The following is a 20,477-nucleotide window of genomic DNA, read 5'->3' as shown; positions in this document are numbered from 1 at the left end:
CGAAAATCCTTAGACGACCGCCTGATCGGCGACGTCGAAGAAGCTGGGTTGATCTCCGGTGCCGTAGCCGGGCAGCACCTGCTCGAAGGCTTCGAACCGGCCGAGCAGTCGCAGCGTGTCGGGCCCGTAGAAGGGCAGGTAGACGGTGCGGCGAGTACCCTCACCTACTGGTGGCGGGCCGGCATGTGTGGTGCACGAGTAGTGGATGGTGACGTCACCGGGCTTTGTGTCCATCGGGATGGCATTGGGCTCGTCCACCGTGATCTTGCCGGGGCTGTGCGTGACCTTGCCGTTGGAGCCGGCCAGCGCCCAGAGCTGCGATCCGGTGGGCCCGGCACTGTCGAGATGGATTCCGATGTTGATCGACGGGCACATGATGGTGCATCCGCCGAGATCGCAGTCCCGGTGCCAGCCGAGGTTCGCCGCGATGCTGCCGCCGAGGTCGGCTCCGACGCCGAACGGCTTGAGCACGGTCAGTGGACCCTGCCCCCGGTCGTGCAACGGCACCAGGTCCCGTTTGGCCAGCGCGACAAGGGAAGCGACGGTCGGGTCGTCCTCGATGAGCGAGCGAATCAGCGCGGAATACTCCGACATGAACAGCAGCCGATAGGGAAAGCGTTTTCCGGTCGCCTGGTTGTCAACCCACCACGAGAACATCTCGCCCTCTTTCGCGGCGGCCGTGAGTCGGTCCACCTCGTCGGCGATCTCGTCGCGGCGATGGGCCATGGCGCCACGAACGACCACGTAGCCCGCGGTGCGCAGGAAGTGCGACAGGTCTTCATGGTCATCATCGAGGGTGAAGGACTGCCGCAGATCGAGCGGGTCCCCGTGGCGATCGGTGAAGGCCATCGCCGGGTCGTAGATGGGGCGCCCGGAGTACATGCACCTAATGGCCGGTGCCCAGGTGTCCCAGTCGTCGTAGCCGCCGCGAACGAAGCGCACGCTGTCGGCCAGCACCAGCGACGGCGGGTTGCGGAACTCGTGGACGTAGTCCTGCCAGGCGCGCTCCTGGAGTTCCACGATACCGACTGCGGCGTCGGAAACACCGGCATCCACTCGGACCGACCCGTCCTCACACACGTAGGTGTACGCGCGACCGTCGGGCAGCGCAATGGCGAGCGGCGCCGCGTTCGCCACATCCCACGCGACCTGCTCGTTGACACCTTCGCGTAGCCGTCGAGGCAGCTCGGTGCGGTGGAACTCGTCGAAGTCCCACCGTTGCAGCCCCCATGCCTCCAGGCTGCCGACGCTCGTATTGCGGCTCATTTGTTCTGTCATCACCTTGCTCCTTTTTCCGACTATTCGTGGTATGGTTCCGGTATGCCGGATAACCATAAGGCACCCTCACCGCCGACGGCAAGGGTGTTCGCGGTGTTGGAAGCACTTGCCGAGTCGTCGAGCAGTGGACTGTCGCTGTCTGAGGTCTCCCGCGAACTCGCGCTGAGCACCTCCACGACCGCGTCGATCCTCGCCACGATGGATGCATCCGGCTACGTCGAGCGGCTGCCCAACCGGGCATACCGGCTGGGGCCCGGCCTGATCAGACTCCTTGCGGGACTGCGGAGCCGGTATCCCCTACTGGGTGCGGCTGACGAGGAGCTTTCTCGGCTTTCAGCGGTGGCCGGCTGTGGTTGCACCCTCGCGCGCATCAACGCCGAAGACCTCGAGGTCGTCCTGACGGTGGGGACCGTCGACGAGTTCGACACCCGGGTCGGCCAGCGCATGCCGCTGCACCCTCCGCACGGCAGCATCGCCGTCGCGTGGCGATCGCCGGCCAAGATCGATGAGTGGCTGTCCGATGCGCCCGATCCGCTGGCGCCCAACGAGATCGCCGCCGTGCACAGCACTCTGGCCGAAATTCGGGAACGCGGCTATGCGGTCTACAACGTCAAGCGTGACGTTCAAACCATGGTGCACCAGATCCGTGACCTCCTCGGCCAGGCCGACGATCACGCCCCCACCGAGGTGCTGCGCCGCCTGCTGCTCAGTGCTGTCGTGGGAATCGGGATCTACAGCAGCGACGAACTCACCGACTGGCGTCGGCGCCCCGTCAGCTACGTGATCGCGCCGGTTTTCGGACCTGATGAGCAACCGCGCTACCTGGTGTCGCTGCACATCATGCGGGACGCCGTGTCGGTCGCTGATCTCAACCTCTACATCGAGGCGCTCGTGCAGACCGCCACGACCTTGACCAAGGTTGGGGGTGGCAGCTGGCCGAACCGGCCGCTGACGTGAATGGCTGTTTCGCAGAGATATTTCCGCTGACTGGGAAGGGGCACTTGACTGCCACGGCGGCTGACGCAAAGGTCTGCCAGGCGCATCCCCTCGGAGAAGGAGCCCCGAAACGATGACAACCAACGCCGCGCCGAACCAGCCGCTGCCCGATCCGTTCTCCCCGGTGATGCTGGGGCCGGTGCAGTTGCGGAATCGCATCATCAAGGCGGCCACCTCGGAAGGACGGTCACCGGATGGGTTGGTGACCGACGACCTGATCGCATTCCATCGCCGTTTCGCCGACGGCGGGGTCGGAATGACGACCGTCGCCTATTGTTGCGTTTCCCGAGAAGGCGCCAGCGCGCCAGGGCAGATCGTCATGGATCAGCGGGCCGTCCCCGGGTTACGCCAGTTGGCCGACAACGTTCACGATGCCGGCGCCGCGATCTCAGCGCAGCTTGGGCATGCCGGCGTGGTGGCGTCAAAATCGATAACCGGCGTACGCGCGGTAGCGCCGAGCAGGTTCGTCAATCCGTCATCGTTGCAGTACTGCCGGAAAATTAGGCCCCGCGAGATCACGCAGGTCATCGACCAGTTCGGATCCGCAGCCGAAGTCGCGATAGCGGCGGGCTTCGACGCGATCGAACTGCATTTCGGCCACCTGTACCTGCCGAGCTCGTTCCTGAGCCCGCTGCTCAACCGGCGCAAGGACGAATACGGCGGTGGCATCGACAACCGTTCTCGATTCGTCCGTGAGATCGCCCAACGGGTCCGAGAGGTGGTCGGCGACCGGATCGCGGTGATCGCCAAACTCAGCATGGACGACGGCATTCGTGGAAGCATCTGGTTGGACGAATCACTGCGCACCGCCCAACTACTCGACCAAGACCGCAATCTAGACGCCATCGAGCTCACCCAGGGTTCATCGGTGTACAAGCCGATGTACCTGTTCCGCGGAGACGTCCCCGTCGCGGAATTCGCCGCGGCGATGAATCAGCCTGCCAGAACCGGCATCCGCCTGCTCGGCAAGAAAGTCATGGGGGACTACCCGTACCGCGACTTGTACATGCTTGACTCAGCGCGCCAGTTCATCTCGGTCGCCAAAAACACCCGGCTGATCCTGCTGGGGGGCATCAGCGCCCGTGAGCACATGGTCACCGGCCTACAGGAGGGATTCGACTTCCTCGCCATGGGCCGAGCGCTGCTACGCGAACCAGACCTGCTGAATCGGATGATGAACGATCCCACGGTCCGAAGCCGCTGCAATCACAACAACAAATGCATGGTCACCGTGTTCGGCCGCACGCACTGCGTACTGGACCCTGCAGAGCGGTACGGGGCAGTCCCTGACCCACAACCCGCCACCCCGCCGACCGTCCAGTAGCCCGCGTTCCAACGGCCCGACGACAGCCAGACCCGCTCTGCTCTCGACGCTCACACCAACTCAGCCGCTGAATAGTGAGCCGAGGTCGGCCCACGCCGTGGCCAGGCTCAGATCGGTCAACTGTGACATGTGCTCCCACTCCCAGGTGGCCAGCGAACCCAGTTCGGTCGGGAATCCGCCGTTGGCGGTCATGACCGACGTTGCCAGGTCGTCGCGGGCGTTGAGTCCCCGCCGCGCGAACAGCATCAGCAGGCACGATGCCTCGGTTATGAATTGCCTTGCAGCGCATCATCTTAGTCGATATCTGAACCCCTCCGATGCGTCAGGCTGTTATTTACCAAGACGGACACGGCATACGGTAATGAAGGCGTGCTAGGTGAACCGGGGGCTCAGTTCCACTGAACGGGAGACTGATACGCCGGGTATCCAGCGCCTCACGGTGCCGAACAGGTCACCATTGCACTGCCCCCGTCCGGTCGAGCTTCAGATGCTGCGGTGAATCTTCACAGCGCGCTCAAATACGCAGCGGTAGCCTTGATTTCATTCATGTAGTGTTCGCGCCCGGCCGCGCTCACCGCTGCGCTCAGCGGACCGAGTTGCAGCTCGTAGGTAGCATGCCCCTGCTCGTCGAATACCGGTACGGCGAGGTAACTAACCGAGAGATCCCCGGACGTTGCGAGCTGGGTAGCAGTGTACGGATGACCGCTCAAGCTGAACAGCATCTCGAACACGCGTTGGCGAAGGGTTGCCCGGCGAGGGTGCTCGGCGAGGAGCTCAGCCACTTCGGCCAGCGTATTGAGCGCCTGCGGGTCGGAGTTCCCCATGCCGAATACCGCCACTCCGCTCTGTCGTACCTGCGACAGCAGGTCGGCAAGTCCCGAGCGGTTCGCCCCGGCCGACTGCAGCCAGTCACGCTGAGTCCCTGAGTCCCGGTGCGCCACTACAGTCGCTCCGACAGGCGCCATCAGCGGAAGCCGGACACCTACACCGACACCGGCCGGAAACCGCTCTCGCGCGGCGGCGACGCTGAGGAAGGTCAGGTCGGTCGCACCGGCGAACGCCAGCGTTGCACCGCAGTTCGCCCGTCGCGCCAACTCCTCGACGGCACTGGCGTATTGGCCGCCAAGCGGCAACGCTGCCCGAACCGCTTCGGCAACCCCGATCAGGCCGACCCCCAACGTGTAGCGGCGATCGGACTGCCGCGAAGCCCAGCCGGCCCTTTCCAACGCCCCCAAAATAGCGGTCGCCGTGGACCGATTGATCTCGAGCCGGGAAACGATCGAAGCTACCGAAATGGGCTCAGACAGCGTCGCGAGCAGTTCCACGACGGCCACCACGCGGTCGGTCGGCGGCGATCCCGCCCGTTCATCGCGGTCCTGAGATCGGGCCCGTGACATCGTGTTTCCCTGCCGATCTGCGGACAACCGTTGACTAACGAAGCACCGCCAGCGTATATCCTCAGCTGACCGTCGGCTAGATCGGATCGAATGCCGACATCAGCCACCGGCCGTTCACCTTCTCGAGGCTGACCCGAACGCTGGAAGCCAGGTTGGTCGGAGATTCCGCGCCCACGGTCGTCGTCTGGTTTACGAACACCAAAACGACTGCATGGTTGCTGCCCGCGGACACTGAAGCCGCGGCGGGCACGGTGGCGACCGCTGAGATCTTTTTCTCTTTCGCCCCGGGCATGACTACGTCGTGCGTGAACGAACCGTAGGAGTCCCACAGGGCTCCGGTCATCAGATCGCGGGCGGCGTCAAGCTCTTGCTCGACCGTATCGGGTCGGTAGGTGAGCATCTTTATGGTTCCCTGGCTGGCAGCTTGCACTGACTCAACCCGGGAGACCTCCGCACTCCGTGCGCTGGCATCACGAAACTTCAGAAATCCACTGCCCATCGCCAGCAGCAGGGCCACACCGGGTAACAGGCCATATACCAACACCCGGATCCAGGAGCTGGGCCGCCGGCTCGACTGGTTCAGGTCCTTTTCGCTCACGGCACGAACCCCACATTCGACACCTTCAGTGCGCCGTCCACCTTCTGGACCTCGATCCGCATCCGCCAGTTCCGAGGTTGCTGTTCAGCAGCCCCGGCATTCGAGGTCTGTACCGAAACCGCCACCAGGGCCTGCGCCGAGGCACCGGCCACCGACTCCAAACCGGCCTCGGTGATCGTGCCTACTGTCTTTGACTGAGCCTGCTTGACGACCTGGATGAATGCCGGTGCCCGCTGCTGGAAGTCCTCGTAGAAAATGCCCGTGGCCGAACCCAGGATGCGCTGGATGTCAGCTTCGACGTCGGCGTGGTCAATCGTGGTCAGGTTCAATGCTCCCTGCCGTGCTACCTGCAAATAGAGTTTCTCCTGCTGCTCAGACTGGCCGGACTCGTAGGCACCGAACCCGAACACCCCGGCAAGCCCGGCCAATATCAGGACCACCACCACACCGAGCGCCATTGCCGACCGGGTCTCCGGCCCCGGTTCGTCTCCACCCACCTCGTCATCGACGTGGTCGGCCCCAGCAACCGCTTCGGTGGCGGCTTGATCGTCGACCTCAGGCACGTCGCCCGCCTCCCCGCTGTGTTCAGGTGCTACGGCGGTGTCACCGTCGGACGGGGGAGGGGTTTTCAGTTCCCCGCGGGGGGCATCATCATGGTCTGCCATGTCGGCTCCTGCAAGGTGGACTGGGCTAGGTCGGACTGGGTGTACACGTGTCCGTCGGGACCGATATAGGTTCCGGTGGTGGGGTCATATGCGGTGGCTGCAATCGGCGACCCTGGCCCGGCCGGCGGAGAATCCGGTCGCAACTGCGGGATGTCCTGGCCAGTGTAGGTAGCGTTCGGATCACCCTTCCAGTTAAAGCCCTCATTGAGCGGAACGTACTCCTCGTCGCTTTCACACATTGCCGCGGTCGGAGCACGCTTGCCCGGCTTCGTCGCGCACGGGATGTTGCGTGCACCCCGCACGTACCACGGCGAATCCTGGGGTATCCGGCAGTATAAGTCGCCGTCCGGCCGGTCCGGGTAGTCCTCGAAATTCGCCGACCGCATCTGACGGGCCGGCAGGTAGCCGGTCGTGCAGGGCGGCGGCAGGCCAAAGTTGATGTTGAAGTCCAGGAAGCCGCTACCGTGGACAAGGCCCTTGACGTTGCGGTTCGCCACCGAGATCGCCTGCATCATGGCAGCCCCCTGCGGCAGGAGCACGAGTAGCTGTTCGATGCCGTCGTGGTAGGCGACGGCCACCGGCGCGACACTGGCGAGATTGGCCAACACGATCGGTAGCGTCGGTTTCAGCCGTTCAATCAGGTTCCGTGCCTCATCTGCTGCTGGGCCGCCCTGCTCCAAGACACCGACTGCGGCGTGGTCTTCGGTCCGTACCTGATCGGTGATTGCGCGTAGGTGAGCGGCCCAGGCCTGGATCGCATCCGCAGTATCAATCTGGGTATCCATTATCGGCGCAGACTGGTCGATCAGCGCGGTCAACGAATCGAGGTTCTTGCGGGCATCAATGGCAAGCTTGGTGGAACCTCGGACCATGCGGGAGATCTCCGGGCCAAGACCACCGACGGCAGTGTAGCTCTCGTCGATGACCGTTTTGACATTGTCGTGTGGAATCGCCTGCAGGCCACGGTTTGTGGCATCCAGCAGTTCGGTGATGTCAGGGGGCACCGAGGTACGGCTCCGCGGTATGACGTCACCGCCTCGCAGTGGCCTCGCCTCCGCGGTACGCGGCAACAGGGTCACGAACTGCTCCCCGATCGGTGTCTGGCTATGCACCTGGGCATCCAGATCTGACGGAATGGCCAAATCCGACCGCAACGACAGCACAGCCTCCACGCCGGTATCGGTCACGTGGACTCCCTTGACACGGCCCACCTCAACGCCCCGGAAGGTAACGTTTCCGTTGTGGTAGAGCCCACCGGCTTGGGGCAGTTCCATCCGCACGGTGTAATACCCGACCCCGAACAGCACCCTCGGCAGCTGCATGTAGGCGAAGACCATGACTCCACCGGCGACCAGGGTGATGACCGTGAAAATAATCAGTTGGATCTTGATCCGTCTGCTCAACACCATGGCTATGACCCTTGGTCCAAGTGGTACGGAACGGTCAGTGGGTTTGTGGCGGTGTAGGGGCTGGGTAGTTGTCCGATCGTGCGGCCCCACTGCATCTCGAGTTGGGTGAGGTTGCCTTCGTAGCGGGTGCCCGTGAAAAATGACGAGTCGAGGCGGCTCAGCGTCAAGTCGATGACCGCCGTCAGGTTGGCGTAATCGCCCCGTACCCAGTTGGTGAGCGTCTCTTTCGACCATGGAAACGTGGCCAACAGGCTCAGCGAGCGGGTCAGCGACGGCCCGGCGTCGCCCAGCGACTCGAAGACGGGGCCCAAATTCCTGAGTTCTTGAACCACGGCATCTTTGGTCTGGTTGACCGATTCCGCAGCCAGGGAGCTGAACTCGCCCACCTGACCTAGTGCGTCACCGAGGGTGACTCGCTGCTCTTTGAGCACCCTCAGCGCATCCGGGATGACCCGCAGCGCCCGATCCATCACGTCCTTCTGATCCGCGAACTGACCGACCAGCTTGTTCAGGCTGTCGGTGGCCGCAATGATATCGGGGGTCTGGTTACTGACCTGACCCATATAGATATCCAGTTGCCGGATAAGGCTTTTCAGGTCTTCCACACGCCCGGCGTTGGCAGTGCTGAACGCCTCGGTGATGTCTTGGAGCTGGCCGACCCCACCGCCGTTGAGCAACAGCGACACCGCCGCCAATGTCTGCTCTGTGGTGGGTTGCTCGCCGGCTCGGGCCAGCGGGATCAGGGCGCCATCGTGCAGCCTACCTTCAGACGGCACATCTTTGGGGGACACCAATTCGATGTGCAGGGATCCCAGCAGGCTGGTCTGACCCACTTTGACGATCACGTTGGCCGGTAGTTCGACGTCCCCGTCGAGCCGTATGGTCAGCAGCGCATGCCAACCCTGGCGTTCGATCTTGGTGACGTTGCCGACCGTCACATCGCCGATCCGGACACGGGAGTTCTGTTGGATGTTCGTCACATCATGTAGCTGCGCCTGAATGGTATACGCGCCGGGACCACGACCGGCAGTACCCGGCAACGGCAGCGAGTTCAATCCGTGCCAATCACCACAACCGGGCAGCGCGGCAACGGCGAGTGCCACCACCGCGCCGGCAGCGCTGCGGCGCAACGTCCACGTCACGATCCCCCCCCTGGCGGCAGCATCATTCCCGGCAACCCGGTCGCGGGATTGGCCGGAACCGAGACGGGCGCGGGATGCCCGGCCGGATTGGGTGTATCGACAGGTGGTTGCGCTTGCGGCGGAATGTAATCCGGGCGCATCCAGTTTTCGCTGTAGTCGATCTCGTTGGGGCGAGCCATCGCGCCGACGAAGAGGTTCTCTCCGATCGGGGCGAAGTTCCAGGCCCGGTTCTTGGCGATGGGCGCCATGTACTGCACGCACAGTTTCGCCGCTTGGTCGGCGCCGAGCCTTGACGCCGCTTGGATCGCACCGCAGATGAAGCCGACCGGGTCCGCGAAGTTGTTGATGACCAGCTGACCGGTCAGCGCGTTCTGAGCGGGCTGGTAGATGTTCGAGAAGTTGGCGAATGCGTTAGGCGCAATATGCAGTAACTGCTTGATTTCCGGAACACTGTCGTTGGCGGCCTGGCTGATTGTGGACAGCCGGTCCACCCCCGTGCCCAACGCCTCCCGATTGTCCTCGATGAAGCCGCGTACGTCGCCGATCGCGGTGTGCAGATCCCGGAGCGCGTTGCCGACCTCGTTGGGGTCGTTGGCCAGTACTGCAGTGGCCGCTGCGAGGTTGCGGTTCAGCTGTCGCATCGAGCCGGTGCTGGTTTGTAGCGCCGACACCAAAGTCGACACGTTTCGTACCGATGTGAAGATGTCGTCGCTATGGTCTCCCAGGGTGGAAAACGCCTGGGAAAGCTCGATAACAGCATCACGGATATTCACACCCTGGCCGCGCAGGTTGTCCGCTGCGGTATTGGTGAACTCGCCCAGCGTGCTGACGCCGCCCGGACGGGTCGGCTGCAGCATCTCGGTGAGCTTCTGCAGCTGGTCGCGCAAGTCGTCGTATTCGACCGGCACTGCGGTGCGATTCTCGGGGATCACCGCGCCGTCCGGCAAGGTCGGGCCACCGGTGTAGGCCGGTGTCAGTTGGATGGTGCGCGGTGTCACCAGAGATGGCGACAAGACCGCAGCGCTCGCGTCGGCGGGCACCTTGTACTTGTCGTCGAACCAGAACGAGATCTTGACCCGGGTGGGTTGTGCCTCGATCTTGTCAATCTTGCCGACCGTCACGCCCAGGATGCGGACATCGTCGCCGACGAAGATCCCGTTGCTGTTCTCGAAGTAGCCCACGACGTTGACGCGGTTGGCTTCCTCGATGCTGCGTACCGCCACCAGCAGGCCGGTGATCAAGCACAGCGCAGTGACGGCGGCCAGTCCGATTCTGGCGTTACGGCGCGTCATCGATGTCCACCGTTCGACGTCGGCGCTTCACCCGGGGCCGGCACGTACGCCGGCGCCGGAGTCGGCTGTGGTACCGAATCACCGGGCGGCAGGGGCATCGGCAGACCAGGGGGCGGACCACCCGGCGCACCCGGCGGCAACGGCTCTCGGTACGGATAACGCGGATCGCCCGGGTTACCCGTGATCGCATCCGACACCGACATCGGCGGATCGCCGCCGCGGCCGGTGCGCGGAAACGGCATCGGCAGCGGCGGAGTACCCGGCTGACCGGTCGGTGGATCCGTGCGATCAGACGGCAGCAAGGTGTGGGGGTCCAGGCCGAGGTCGCCGAACGCGACATCGATGTAGGGCTGCAGGAACTGGCCGGGGATCAAGTTGACGATATAGGCGTTGAAAAACGGCCCCGCAGATACTGATTCACCAAGCGACAGCGCGTAGGCATTGAGGGGTTTCAGCGCCTTCTGCACGCGTTCCTTGCGATTGTCGACGATCGTCAACACCCCGTTGAGCTTGTCCAATGCGGGCCGGAGTTCGGCGCGGTTCTCGGCGACGAAGGCCGACAGTTGTCGAGAGAGCGCTGAAATATGAGTGGAGATGCGGTCTAGAGCCATGCTCTCGGTTCGCAGTTGGGCCAGCAGTGCGTTGCTGTCCGCGATCAGGCTCACTACCTGTTCGCTTCGCTGCGCGAGGACGGCGGTTGACTTGTTGGCGTTGGCCAGCAGCTTGCGCAGCTCACCATCGCGCTGGTTCAACACCTCCGAGAACCGCGCGACCCCGTTGACCGCTTCTCGCAGATCGGCCGGAGTGTCGTGAAACGTCTGGGCCAGCGTGGATAGCGCGTCAGAGACCTGCCCGGTGTCCAGGCCACTGATGGTAGTGGCCAGATCGCCCAGGGCGTCGGGCAACTGGTAGGGCGATGTGGTGCGCTGCAGCGGTATTGGCTGGCTCAATTCACCATCTCCGCGGGAGGTCACTTCGAGAATCTTCGAGCCCAGCAGGTTCTTGGTCTTGATCGCCGCCTCGGTGTCGGCCCCGAGGTGGATATTTTTCGAGATGGTGAACTTCACCAGTACTTGCGGGCCGTCCAACGCGGTGCTGGAAACCTTCCCGACCTGGTATCCCGACGCGTGTACGGCCGCCCCCGGGACGAGCCCGCCGGCCTCGGCGAAGTATGCCGAATAGCTATTCCCGCCGGCGATGAACGGCAGCTTGTCGTACCCAAGGGCGCCTAATACCGCGCCAGTCGTCACAACGATGCCGACCATTCCGACAGCCAGCGGATTCCGTTCACTGAAGAGCTTCATTTAGGCGCGCACCGCCCGGTGTCCTGGCCGACTACCTTGGCGTACAGCGGTTGACCACCTCTGCCGTTGAGCTTCAGTACGACGTCGCACAAGTAGAAGCTGAAGTACGCCCCGGTGAGCGCCTGGCGGGCAAGCGCCTGATAGGGGATCGGCAACGTGTTGAGGAAGTTGTCGAAGTACTCATGGTCAGCGAGCACGTTCGTGGCTGTGCGGTCCGATTCGTGGACTGTCTTGGCGAACGGCTGACGCGACTGGCTGAGCAGGTCGGCGAACGACCCGGCGGCCGCGTCTCCGCCGGCGACCGCTTTGGCGATGTCAGTCTTGCGATTTGACAATGTCTTCACCAGTTCCGACAGCGAATCGACTGCCTTTTCAAACTGGCCGCTCTGGTCGCCCAGCGAGCCCAGCGTGGTGCTCAGGTTGGTGATGACTTGGCCGATCAGCTGATCACGGTCGGCAAGAGTGTTGGTCAGCGCGGCGGTCTGGGCGAAGAACGATCCGATGGTCGCTCCCTGCCCCTGCAGCGCGGCGATCAGTTGGCTACTGAGCGCGTTGACTTGCTCCGGGTCAAGCGCGCGAAACAGTGGACGGAATCCGCCGATCAGCGCATCGAGATCCAGGGCGGGTTGAGTGCGGTCGACGGGGATGGTGTCGCCGGGTACGAGTTGCTTGACTTCCCCGGCGCCCTCCTCGAGCGCGAGGTAGCGGTCACCGATCAGGTTGTCGTAGCGGATCGCCGCCCTGGTTCCTGCGGTGAGCATGACCGATAGGTCGGCGGAGAAGTCCACCGCCACAGCGCTGTCCGGCAAGACCGTGATGCGCTTGACCTTGCCGACCTCGACTCCGGCGATGCGGACGAAATCGCCGTTGGCCAGGCCCGTCACGTTGGTGAACAGCGCCTGATACGTATTTTCAGCCCGGAAGCGCAGAGCACCGAAAGTAATGAACAGGAGGCCGATTCCAAGCGCGCAAACGACCATGAAAACGACAAGGCGCCACCCGGCGCCTACCAGAGCCTGTTTCATGGTGTGGTTCCTCTGCTGCTCAGCGGTCACTGGCTTGGTCGGAGCGGCGGTGCCGGCTCACTCGGTTGGGACGGCTCATCGGGCCACAGCGGCGTACCGAATATCCCTTCGTAGATCGGTGTTCCAGGTGCGGCTGGATAGGCCGGGGTGCCGTCTGGCGTGTACAGCGGGGCTCCATAGGGTGGCGAGTTGGGCGGTCCGGGAGCCGGCGGCCCCGGATAGCGCACGGTCGGTTCTTCCGGTACTGCGCGGGTGTAGGGGAAGAAATCGACCCAGCCCGGCACGCCCACCCCGGGGTTGGGGCGTACATCGATGCCAGTGCCCCAGCCGGTGTTGGTCACCAGATAGGGCACGGGGAAGTTGTCGTCCACGAGAGGCAACTTCCCGCAACCGGGTTCGCCGCCGGGACCGCCCTTGGCCGCGATGATCGGCAGGTTATCGGGATAACGGTACGGGTCCTTCCCGAACAGAAGGCCGTCGTCCAATACCGCTGACCTGCCGTTGCCTCCAGCCATGTAGTAGCCGGAACGCTCGACATAGAACTGTGCGCCGACGAGCGTACATGTGTAGACCGGGTTGTACTTCATCAGCAGATCGGTCGTCGGTTTCAGGGCATTGACTGCCCGAACAAGGTTGTCCTGGCTCGGTTCGAGCAAGCTGACCCCGCTGCTAGAGAGCCCGATTGTGCTGAGCAGTAACGTATTCAGTTCGCCGGCGTGATCGATCACTGTGGCGCTTGTCGTGCTGGCCGCGTCCATGATCGACGTGATGTCCGCTGCAGCGGAGCTGTAGGTGTCACTGAACTCCTTCAGCGCGCGCCAGTCCCGACTGATGGTCGGATGCCGTGTATTCAGCGCCACCAGAATCTCGTTGGTGGCGGTGGTCGCTTCGCCGATTCGGCTCCCCTGTCCGCGCACACCATCAGCCACTGCGGTTAATACGGCATTCAACTTGGCCGGGTCGATCTGATGCAGCACATCCATCAGGTTCTGGAAGACGTTGTCCACCTCGGTCGCCACATCACGGGTGGGCACCATCGCGCCCGCGGCCAGCCGCTTCGGGCTGGGCGAATCAGGGTAGACGAGATCGACGTACTTGGCCCCGAACGCGGTGGTGGCCCGAATCCGCGCTTCCACATTGGCCGGGATTTGCTTGAGTTGGTCGCGGTTGAGGTGCAGTTTCAGGGTCACCGATTCTTTCCCGACGCTGACTGACTCGACCCGGCCGACCTGGACGCCGCGTAATTTGACCTTCCCGCCGGGTTCCATCACCAGTCCGGCCCGGTCGGCACTCACCGTCACTGGAATGGTGCTCGTGAAGGACCGGGAGAACAGGGCCATCGACATATACAGCCCGATGATGACGACGACGATCAGGCCCGACGTCCACCACCCTGGGTGGGTTACCCGTATTCCAGTTTCGTCTGACATGTCGCTAACCCGACAGATTGAAGTTGCCGGATTGGCCGTAGATGGCCAAGGTGCCTAACACAGTCACCGATACCACCACGATCAGCGAGGCGCGCACCGAACGCCCCACTGCTTCACCGACTCCGGCCGGACCGCCACGAGCCGTGAAGCCATAGTAGGTGTGAATCAACATCACGACGATCGCCGCCATGATCGCCTCGAGGAACGACCAGATCAGATCCGTGGGGTTCAAAAACGTATTGAAGTAGTGGTCATACACCCCGCTGGCCTGCCCGTAGTACACCGTGGTTCCCACCCGAGTAGCCCAAAACGATGCCAACACCGCGACGCAATAGAGGGGTATTACGACGATGACACCGGCCACCAACCGAGTGGAGGCGAGGTAGGCGATCGAGCGGATGCCCATCACTTCCAACGCGTCGATCTCTTCGGCGATTCGCATCGCTCCAAGCTGCGCGGTCGCGCCTGCCCCGATGGTGGCTGCTAACCCGACGCCGGCCACCAAAGGCGCGATCAGCCTCGTATTGAGAAACGCTGAGGTGAACCCCGCGAGCGCCTCCACGCCGACATCGGCCAACTGGTCATAGCCCTGCACCGCCAACAGTGCACCCCCGGACAGCGTCAACAGACTCACGATCGAGATCGTGCCGCCGATCATGAGCAGCGCTCCGGCACCGAGGCCCATCTGCGCGATCTGTCGAACAATCTCGGTTCTGTAGTGCGCGAACGCCTCACCGACCGATGTCACGGTCTTGCTGTAGAAATACGCTTGGGCGCCGAGCCGGTTCCATCCGTCGACCGATCGACGAAAGCTGCGGTAGAGCCGCGGGTAGAGCGGGCTCACGACACTGGCGCTCATCCTTTGACCTTGACCCCGACGGCGGTCGCGATCACATCGATGACAAACAGCGCGACGAATGAGAACACGACGGTTTCGTTGACGGCGTTGCCGACACCAGCCGGCCCCCCACCGACCGAAATCCCCTTGTAGCAAGCAATCAGGCCGGCTGCCAGCCCGAACAACGTCGCCTTCACCAAGGAGATCACCACATCGACTGTCCCGGTCAGCAAGGTCAGCCCAGCAACGAAGGCTCCCGGCGTCACATGCTGAAAGAACACCGAGAACACGAAGCCACCGACGAGGCCGACCATGGTCACAAGTGAGGACAGTGCCAGTGCGACAACCGTTGCCGCGATGACGCGCGGTACCACAAGCGCCTGAATCGGCTGGATTCCCATTACCCGCAGGGCGTCGAGCTCTTCACGGATGGTGCGGGCACCGAGGTCTGCACACATCGCGGTGGCAGCCGCACCGGAGATCACCAACACAGTCGCCATCGGGCCGATCTGGGTGACGGCGCCCACGGCGGCGCCGGTACCGGAAAAGTCAGCCGCGCCGAGTTCGATCAGCAGGATGTTGATGATGAAGGTGGTGATGACGGTGAACGGGACCGCCAACAGCAGTGTCGGAACGATCGAAACCCGCGCGACGAACCAGGTCTGCAGCACCAACTCCCGCCAGGCAAACGGTCGCCTGAACATCAGGACCAGGGTGTCGAGCGCCATCGCGAAAAACCCCCCGAGGGCGCGGATCGGCTGAGAAGCAACACCGGCCCACTGAGGATCGAACCCGGCGGTAATCGCCCGCGGTACTCGACGCGCATTGCGGAGCAACACACCCGCCACTAGGTCTTCCCCTTCCCCCTGCGATTCGAACCCTTGGTTTGACGCGACCGGCATAGGTTATGAGCGCTCAACGCGCTGAGGACGGCCCGTTCCCACTCACCGGGAATACGTTGCCGTCGTCGACCAGTCGCCCGCGACAATGTGGTCGGTTCAAGGCATCGTCGGGCGCCGGCCCGTCACGCCGAAGGAGGAACAATGGCGGCCAGTCCTAGCAGAGCCCGCCTGGCGGTCGCTGTATGTGGGTCACTCGTAATGGTCGCGGCCATGCTGTTCACCGCCGCGGGGGCAACCGCCGACAACCTCCGGCTCAACAAGAGCGTGCTGAACGACATTCTCATTGCACAGGCGAACAACGGTTGCCCGGTGCAGTCTCGGATGGATCCGCGGTTGACCGATGCTGCACGCCGGCACAGCTTCGACGTGCGAGACAACCAGATCGATGGGCACATCGGCTCCGACGGATCGACAACCGCGGACCGGGCTCGCGACAGCGGGTTCATCGGCAGGAGCGCCGAAACGATAGCGATAGCCCCGTCGGTGGCTATCAGCGGGATCGCAATCGTCAACCAGTGGTGGAACGATCCGGAGTCGCGCGCCATCATGCAGGACTGCAGCAACACCGCCATCGGCGTCTGGTCGGAGAATAGCCCCTTCCGCACGGCGTTGGTCGCGGTATACGGCCAACCCGGGATGCCGCAATGATCCGCCCACTGCACGTCTTAGTTGCGCTGTCTACCTTGGGGCTTCAGCTGGTATTGCCAGTAGCACCGGCTCGAGCGCACAGCGTCGAGAACTGCTTGTTCGAGCTGTTCCCCCCGCAGCGCACCACGTTGCCGGGCGGAGCCACCGGTGTCACCGCGACAGCTCAGGCGACCAAGTGCAAGGGCACGGCCCAACCGGTGAAGGTCACAGTCTGCGTCGCGTCACCTGCGGACCCCCCGGTTTGTGACACCAAGTACGCGTGGGTGCCAGCGAAGGCCTTCCTCGGTTCGACGCAACCGGGTGTGAAACTCACCGTAACCGGCAGCGGTTGTTCCATCAGCCCCTCCAACGATGCCGATTCGGACGCCAGCCAGGGCAGCTGTCAGTCACTCGGTCCACTGGAGACCACAACATGAGCGGCCGCAAGAAATCGTGGGCCGGACCGGTATTGACTGTGGCGGGCATGCTGAGCTTCTCGGTAATCGATGCTCCAGCTACCCGGGCCTGGGACGAGACCGCGTATCTGTTGAACGTGTTCATACGGCCCGGCTACAACTTTGGCAATGCCGACGAGGCGCTTGGCTACGGATACGGCATCTGCCACAAGATCGAGCAGGGTGGCAGTTACGCCCTGCTCGTCGCCGGGGTCAAGGCCGACTTCCAAACGGTGGACGAGTTCCAGTCGTCTTATCTGATCAGCCAGGCAGCCAACGAGCTGTGTCCGAATCTTATCTGGCAGCTGAGGAATTCGGCCGCCAACTACACGCCGGCGTCGAGTTTGGAGGTGTTCCATGGATGAAGAGGATTACGACCTCAGCGATGAGCTTGTATATGCGAACAACTGGTGGGCCTGGATACTGAAGGGCGTCTATCCGCCACCGGGGTTCCCGCAGGTCTGAGCTCGAGGAGACTAGCCGCGGATGGTGCTGACGATGTCCCCGGACATCGCCGACAGTTGCGGGGCCCATGACGACCAGCCGTGGTCGCCGCTGACCGGGAAATCGAAGTGACCGAATTGGCCGCCGACAGCCCGGTACTGCGTGAAGAACATCCGGTTGGTGGCCTGGATCTGATCGGGGTAGCCGAGCAGGGCGGCCGGGTTTTCGGCAGTCAGTGTTGCCGGGCTGAAAACCCATATCCGGGTGGTGTTGTCGGCGAGTCGAGACGCATGATGCCAGGGGTCATGCCACTTCCACCGGCCGGCTTGGGGCGGCCCCCACATCTCGTAGGCGTCGGCGCCGCCGAACTGTTGCAGACCGGTGATGAGCGCACCGCTCATCGTGGTTTCCGAGGGATAGAGCAATCCGGACATGGAACCCGCGTAACGGAAGCGGCCGGGATGGAACTCTGCCAGCGTCATCGCCGCGTATCCGCCCTGTGCGGCGCCCACGACGGCGTGACCGCCCGGCGCGAGGCCCTTGTTGGCCGCCAGCCAGTCCGGCAATTCGCTGGTCAGAAACGTCTCCCACTGTCTGCTGCGGTCGCGTTCCCAGTCGGTGTACATGCTGTAGGCGCCACCAGCCGGCGCAACCACCGAAATCCCCTTGCCCGCCAGGGTATTCATAGCATTTCCGGCAGTCACCCAATTGCTGACGTCGGGGGCGGCGTCAAAAGCATCAAGCAGATACACCGAGTGCGGTCCGCCGGCCAGGAAGGCGACCGGGATATCGCGGCCCATTGCCGGCGACGGCACCATCAGGGATTCGTATGCCGCCGCCCGAGCCACGCCGGGGGGTCCCACGGTTGCGCCGCTGCCCCACAGTCCCAGCGCCAAGACCGCGGCGCACACCATCCGCAGGATCATCGATAGAGCCCTCATGCACACCTCACTGAATAGGTTGTGTTCGTTCTGTTCTAGGCTGCCGCCCGGCGACCGGCTCGTCGCCCGTAGAAGCTTCCGTCACCCAGGGAAACACCGCGGGCGTATCCCCAGGCGGCCAGTCCGGACGTCGCCCGTCCCGCGGCGAACAGCCCCGGGATCGGTTCGCCGCTGACGTGCAGCACCTGGCTGTGCAGAGTGGTGGACAGGCCGCCGAGAGTGAATCCTCCGGTGCTGCCGCGTAGGTCGATGGCACCGACCGGGGTTCCGATCGGCTTGAGCCACTGCGCTTTCTTGTGCAACACCGTATCTCCACCGGCCTCCGCCGCCTGGTTGTAGGCGGCGACGGTGGCTTGCAGCGTGCCGATCGGCAATCCGATCTCCTGCTCCAGATCGGCCACACTCTCACAGACCCACGTCGGTGGACGCAACAACTCTGGAGTCGCTGATCGGGCCGCCATCGCCTGTTCGTGGGCGTCGGCGTCAATCACCAGATAGGCCTTGTCGTCTTGGTGATACAAGGTGAGCTGCCCGATTCGGCCCGGGTAGGTGTCTTCGGCAACGTAACGCTGGCCGCGACCATTGATCAGGATGCCGCGCACCAGCAGCTGCGGGTCGGCGAAGAAGGCTACTTCGGTGGCGTCCATGTGGGCCAGGTCCGCGCCTACAGCCTGCGCCATCCGGATGGCCACCCCGTCGTGCTCCTCGATGGAGGCGGCTGGGCGTCCGGCCAGGCGAGGAGCATATCGGGTGACCATCGAATCGTTGTATGCAAAGCTGCCGCTTGCCAGCACGACGCCGCGACGGGCCCGCATGGCCACGGTCTTGCCGAATTGTCGCGCCCTTACGCCCACGACGCGTCCGTCGGCGGCAACGATGAGGTTGCGGACCCGCATGTTGTAGGACGCGCGGACGCCGAGCGCAGTCGCGGTGTCCACCAACGGTTTCATCAACATGTAGCCGCCGCCGCGTTCGCCGGTTCGCTTGTTGTCCATCTGTGGCACGTGACCGCGGGGCGCTGGGACGGCGACCTCGTTGAACGGATGGGCGTTTTCACCGCCTGTGTACATCAGGCCGTCATCTCTTGGCGGTTCCCAGCCCGGCTCGGCATAGAAGCTCGGCTTGAAGCGAACCCCGCAACCGACCAGCCACTCGAAGTGCGCGACGCTGCCCGCGCAGTAGTCCGCGATGCGCGTTTCGTCGGCTCCCGGTCCCATCGCCGCGCACAGGTAGGCGGCCATGTTCTCCGCTGAATCTTCGAAGCCGCACACCTGCTGGATCGCGGTCCCGCCGCCGAGATAGATGAATCCGCCGGCCAACGAGGCCGCGCCTCCCCACCCGCCGGTCCGTTCCAGCACCAACACGTCGGCCCCGGCGCGACCGGCCTCCACCGCAGCCGATACACCGGCGATGCCGTAGCCGACGACGACGACGTCAGCGGTCTCGTCCCATCGCACAATGCTGCGTGCCGGCACCGGCCAGACATCGGTCATCTCGGTCGTGTTCACATCGCCGCCAGCGGTTGGCTGCCGGACCAGTCATGTCCCCAGTAGCTGTCCGCGGTGATCTCCTCCGCGGTATAGACGGATTCGTCGACCTTCATTCCCTCGGTACCGAACTCGATGTCCCAACCGCCGGGCGCCCGCACATAGAAGGAGACCATCTTGTCGTTGGTATGCCTGCCGAGGGTCGAAGACAGCGACAATCCTGCGTTTTTCACACGATCCAACGCTTGGCCTACAGCGTCGAGCGAGTCGACTTCCACCATGATGTGGATCAGTCCCGGAGCGCCCCCATGCGGTGTAGGGCACAGGGCCAGGCTGTGGTGACGCTGGTTGATCCCGAGGAACCGGATCCGCATTGGGCCCAACTCCGGCGGCGCCGGCAGGCGCATTGCCCCGCGAGGAAGAAAGCCCAGCACCTCGGTGTAGAACGTGAATGCACCGCCCACATCGGTGGTGGGCAGGACCACGTGACCGAGACCTTGACTCCCGGTGATGAACTTCGCGCCATGCGGGGTGATCACCGGGCTGTGGTCCAGTATCGGCCCGCAGAAGGCCTCCAGGGGGGCTCCAGTCGGATCGGTGAATGAGATCGCATCCTCAACGCGACGCGAGTCAGCATCTTTCAGGGACAGCGGCGTCACCGCAACTCCGGCGGCTTCCAGACATTCACGCAGCCGCCGCAATGCCGGGCCGTCGCGAACCTCCCAGCCGATATTGACCACTTGGTCGATCTCACCGGGCAGTACCACGATGCGTGCGGCCCGCTCGTCCATTCGCAAGTACAACGCATCCGGGTTCGGGCCGTGCCCCTCAGCGAACCCGAGTACGTCCAGAGCCAAGCTGCGCCAGCCAACCATATTTGGGGTTCGGATGGTGATGTAGCCCAGGTTCTTGACCTCGCTCAT

General features: G+C 63.7%; 20 protein-coding genes. 4 read left to right on the top strand and 16 right to left on the bottom strand.

Translation table 11 applies throughout. The features are described from left to right. Positions 1-9 precede the first annotated feature (9 nt). A complete protein-coding gene (locus A5771_RS06910) occupies positions 10-1,278 on the bottom strand; it encodes a phytanoyl-CoA dioxygenase family protein (RefSeq protein ID WP_165606123.1) in 1,269 nt (422 codons plus the stop codon). Between the two features lie 42 nt (positions 1,279-1,320). Here A5771_RS06910 and A5771_RS06905 point away from each other — a divergent pair, with 42 nt between their 5' ends. After that, positions 1,321-2,235 carry a helix-turn-helix domain-containing protein gene (locus A5771_RS06905; RefSeq protein WP_082947092.1) on the top strand — a complete coding sequence of 305 codons (915 nt, stop codon included), beginning with the start codon at positions 1,321-1,323 and terminating at the stop codon, positions 2,233-2,235. Between the two features lie 112 nt (positions 2,236-2,347). After that, entirely contained in the window at positions 2,348-3,598 is a 1,251-nt protein-coding gene (locus A5771_RS06900; RefSeq protein ID WP_064854467.1) for an NADH:flavin oxidoreductase, read from the top strand. Between the two features lie 60 nt (positions 3,599-3,658). On the opposite strand, the gene A5771_RS06895 is transcribed toward A5771_RS06900, so the two are convergent. From A5771_RS06895 to A5771_RS06840, 12 genes are all read right to left on the bottom strand, one after another. After that, positions 3,659-3,844, bottom strand: a complete 186-nt coding sequence (locus A5771_RS06895; RefSeq protein WP_064854466.1) for a hypothetical protein — start codon at positions 3,842-3,844, stop codon at positions 3,659-3,661. Positions 3,845-4,101: 257 nt separating this feature from the next. Beyond that, positions 4,102-4,995, bottom strand: a complete 894-nt coding sequence (locus A5771_RS06890; protein WP_064854465.1) for a helix-turn-helix domain-containing protein — start codon at positions 4,993-4,995, stop codon at positions 4,102-4,104. A gap of 76 nt (positions 4,996-5,071) precedes the next feature. After that, on the bottom strand, positions 5,072-5,494 hold the full coding sequence (locus tag A5771_RS06885) for a hypothetical protein (RefSeq protein WP_064854507.1): 423 nt from the start codon (positions 5,492-5,494) through the stop codon (positions 5,072-5,074). 95 nt (positions 5,495-5,589) lie between these two features. After that, positions 5,590-6,258, bottom strand: a complete 669-nt coding sequence (locus A5771_RS06880) for a hypothetical protein (RefSeq protein WP_064854464.1) — start codon at positions 6,256-6,258, stop codon at positions 5,590-5,592. Next, positions 6,222-7,667: an MCE family protein gene (locus A5771_RS06875; RefSeq protein WP_064854463.1), complete on the bottom strand. Its 1,446-nt coding sequence runs from the start codon at positions 7,665-7,667 to the stop codon at positions 6,222-6,224. Before A5771_RS06875 ends, A5771_RS06880 begins: the two co-directional genes overlap by 37 nt. A gap of 2 nt (positions 7,668-7,669) precedes the next feature. After that, positions 7,670-8,809: an MCE family protein gene (locus tag A5771_RS06870; protein ID WP_064854462.1), complete on the bottom strand. Its 1,140-nt coding sequence runs from the start codon at positions 8,807-8,809 to the stop codon at positions 7,670-7,672. Then, positions 8,806-10,101 (bottom strand): MCE family protein, encoded by a 1,296-nt coding sequence (locus A5771_RS06865; RefSeq protein ID WP_064854461.1) that lies wholly within the window; start codon positions 10,099-10,101, stop codon positions 8,806-8,808. The genes A5771_RS06870 and A5771_RS06865 overlap by 4 nt, the downstream gene beginning before the upstream one ends. Further along, positions 10,098-11,405 carry an MCE family protein gene (locus tag A5771_RS06860; RefSeq protein ID WP_064854460.1) on the bottom strand — a complete coding sequence of 436 codons (1,308 nt, stop codon included), beginning with the start codon at positions 11,403-11,405 and terminating at the stop codon, positions 10,098-10,100. The genes A5771_RS06865 and A5771_RS06860 overlap by 4 nt, the downstream gene beginning before the upstream one ends. Beyond that, complete coding sequence (locus A5771_RS06855) at positions 11,402-12,430, bottom strand: MCE family protein (RefSeq protein ID WP_064854506.1); 1,029 nt, start codon at positions 12,428-12,430, stop codon at positions 11,402-11,404. The genes A5771_RS06860 and A5771_RS06855 overlap by 4 nt, the downstream gene beginning before the upstream one ends. 26 nt (positions 12,431-12,456) lie before the next feature. Beyond that, positions 12,457-13,860, bottom strand: a complete 1,404-nt coding sequence (locus tag A5771_RS06850) for an MCE family protein (RefSeq protein WP_082947091.1) — start codon at positions 13,858-13,860, stop codon at positions 12,457-12,459. Between the two features lie 4 nt (positions 13,861-13,864). Then, entirely contained in the window at positions 13,865-14,719 is an 855-nt protein-coding gene (locus tag A5771_RS06845; RefSeq protein WP_064854458.1) for an ABC transporter permease, read from the bottom strand. Beyond that, complete coding sequence (locus A5771_RS06840; RefSeq protein WP_064854457.1) at positions 14,716-15,426, bottom strand: MlaE family ABC transporter permease; 711 nt, start codon at positions 15,424-15,426, stop codon at positions 14,716-14,718. The genes A5771_RS06845 and A5771_RS06840 overlap by 4 nt, the downstream gene beginning before the upstream one ends. A gap of 384 nt (positions 15,427-15,810) precedes the next feature. On the opposite strand from A5771_RS06840, the gene A5771_RS06835 reads away from it, so the two are divergent. Together A5771_RS06835 and A5771_RS06830 are read left to right on the top strand one after the other, a co-directional pair. After that, the gene (locus tag A5771_RS06835) at positions 15,811-16,248 is read left to right on the top strand and encodes a CAP domain-containing protein (protein ID WP_234782979.1); all 438 of its coding nucleotides are present in this window, start codon (positions 15,811-15,813) and stop codon (positions 16,246-16,248) included. 412 nt (positions 16,249-16,660) lie between these two features. Further along, entirely contained in the window at positions 16,661-17,047 is a 387-nt protein-coding gene (locus tag A5771_RS06830) for a DUF732 domain-containing protein (protein WP_082947089.1), read from the top strand. A 111-nt stretch (positions 17,048-17,158) separates the two neighbouring features. Here A5771_RS06830 and A5771_RS06825 read toward each other — a convergent pair whose 3' ends face one another. Genes A5771_RS06825 through A5771_RS06815 form a run of 3 tightly spaced genes read right to left on the bottom strand, consistent with a single transcriptional unit; the run spans position 17,159 to position 20,477 of the window. Then, positions 17,159-18,067: an alpha/beta hydrolase-fold protein gene (locus A5771_RS06825; protein ID WP_064854455.1), complete on the bottom strand. Its 909-nt coding sequence runs from the start codon at positions 18,065-18,067 to the stop codon at positions 17,159-17,161. Positions 18,068-18,102: 35 nt separating this feature from the next. Next, positions 18,103-19,560, bottom strand: a complete 1,458-nt coding sequence (locus tag A5771_RS06820) for an FAD-dependent oxidoreductase (protein WP_064854504.1) — start codon at positions 19,558-19,560, stop codon at positions 18,103-18,105. A gap of 11 nt (positions 19,561-19,571) precedes the next feature. Further along, complete coding sequence (locus A5771_RS06815) at positions 19,572-20,477, bottom strand: VOC family protein (RefSeq protein WP_064854454.1); 906 nt, start codon at positions 20,475-20,477, stop codon at positions 19,572-19,574.

This window comes from Mycolicibacter sinensis (genome assembly GCF_001667375.1).
GTDB classification, from domain to species: Bacteria; Actinomycetota; Actinomycetes; order Mycobacteriales; family Mycobacteriaceae; genus Mycobacterium; species Mycobacterium sinense_A.
Note: the sequence above shows the minus strand (reverse complement) of the source record. Positions and strands in the feature narration are given on the sequence as shown.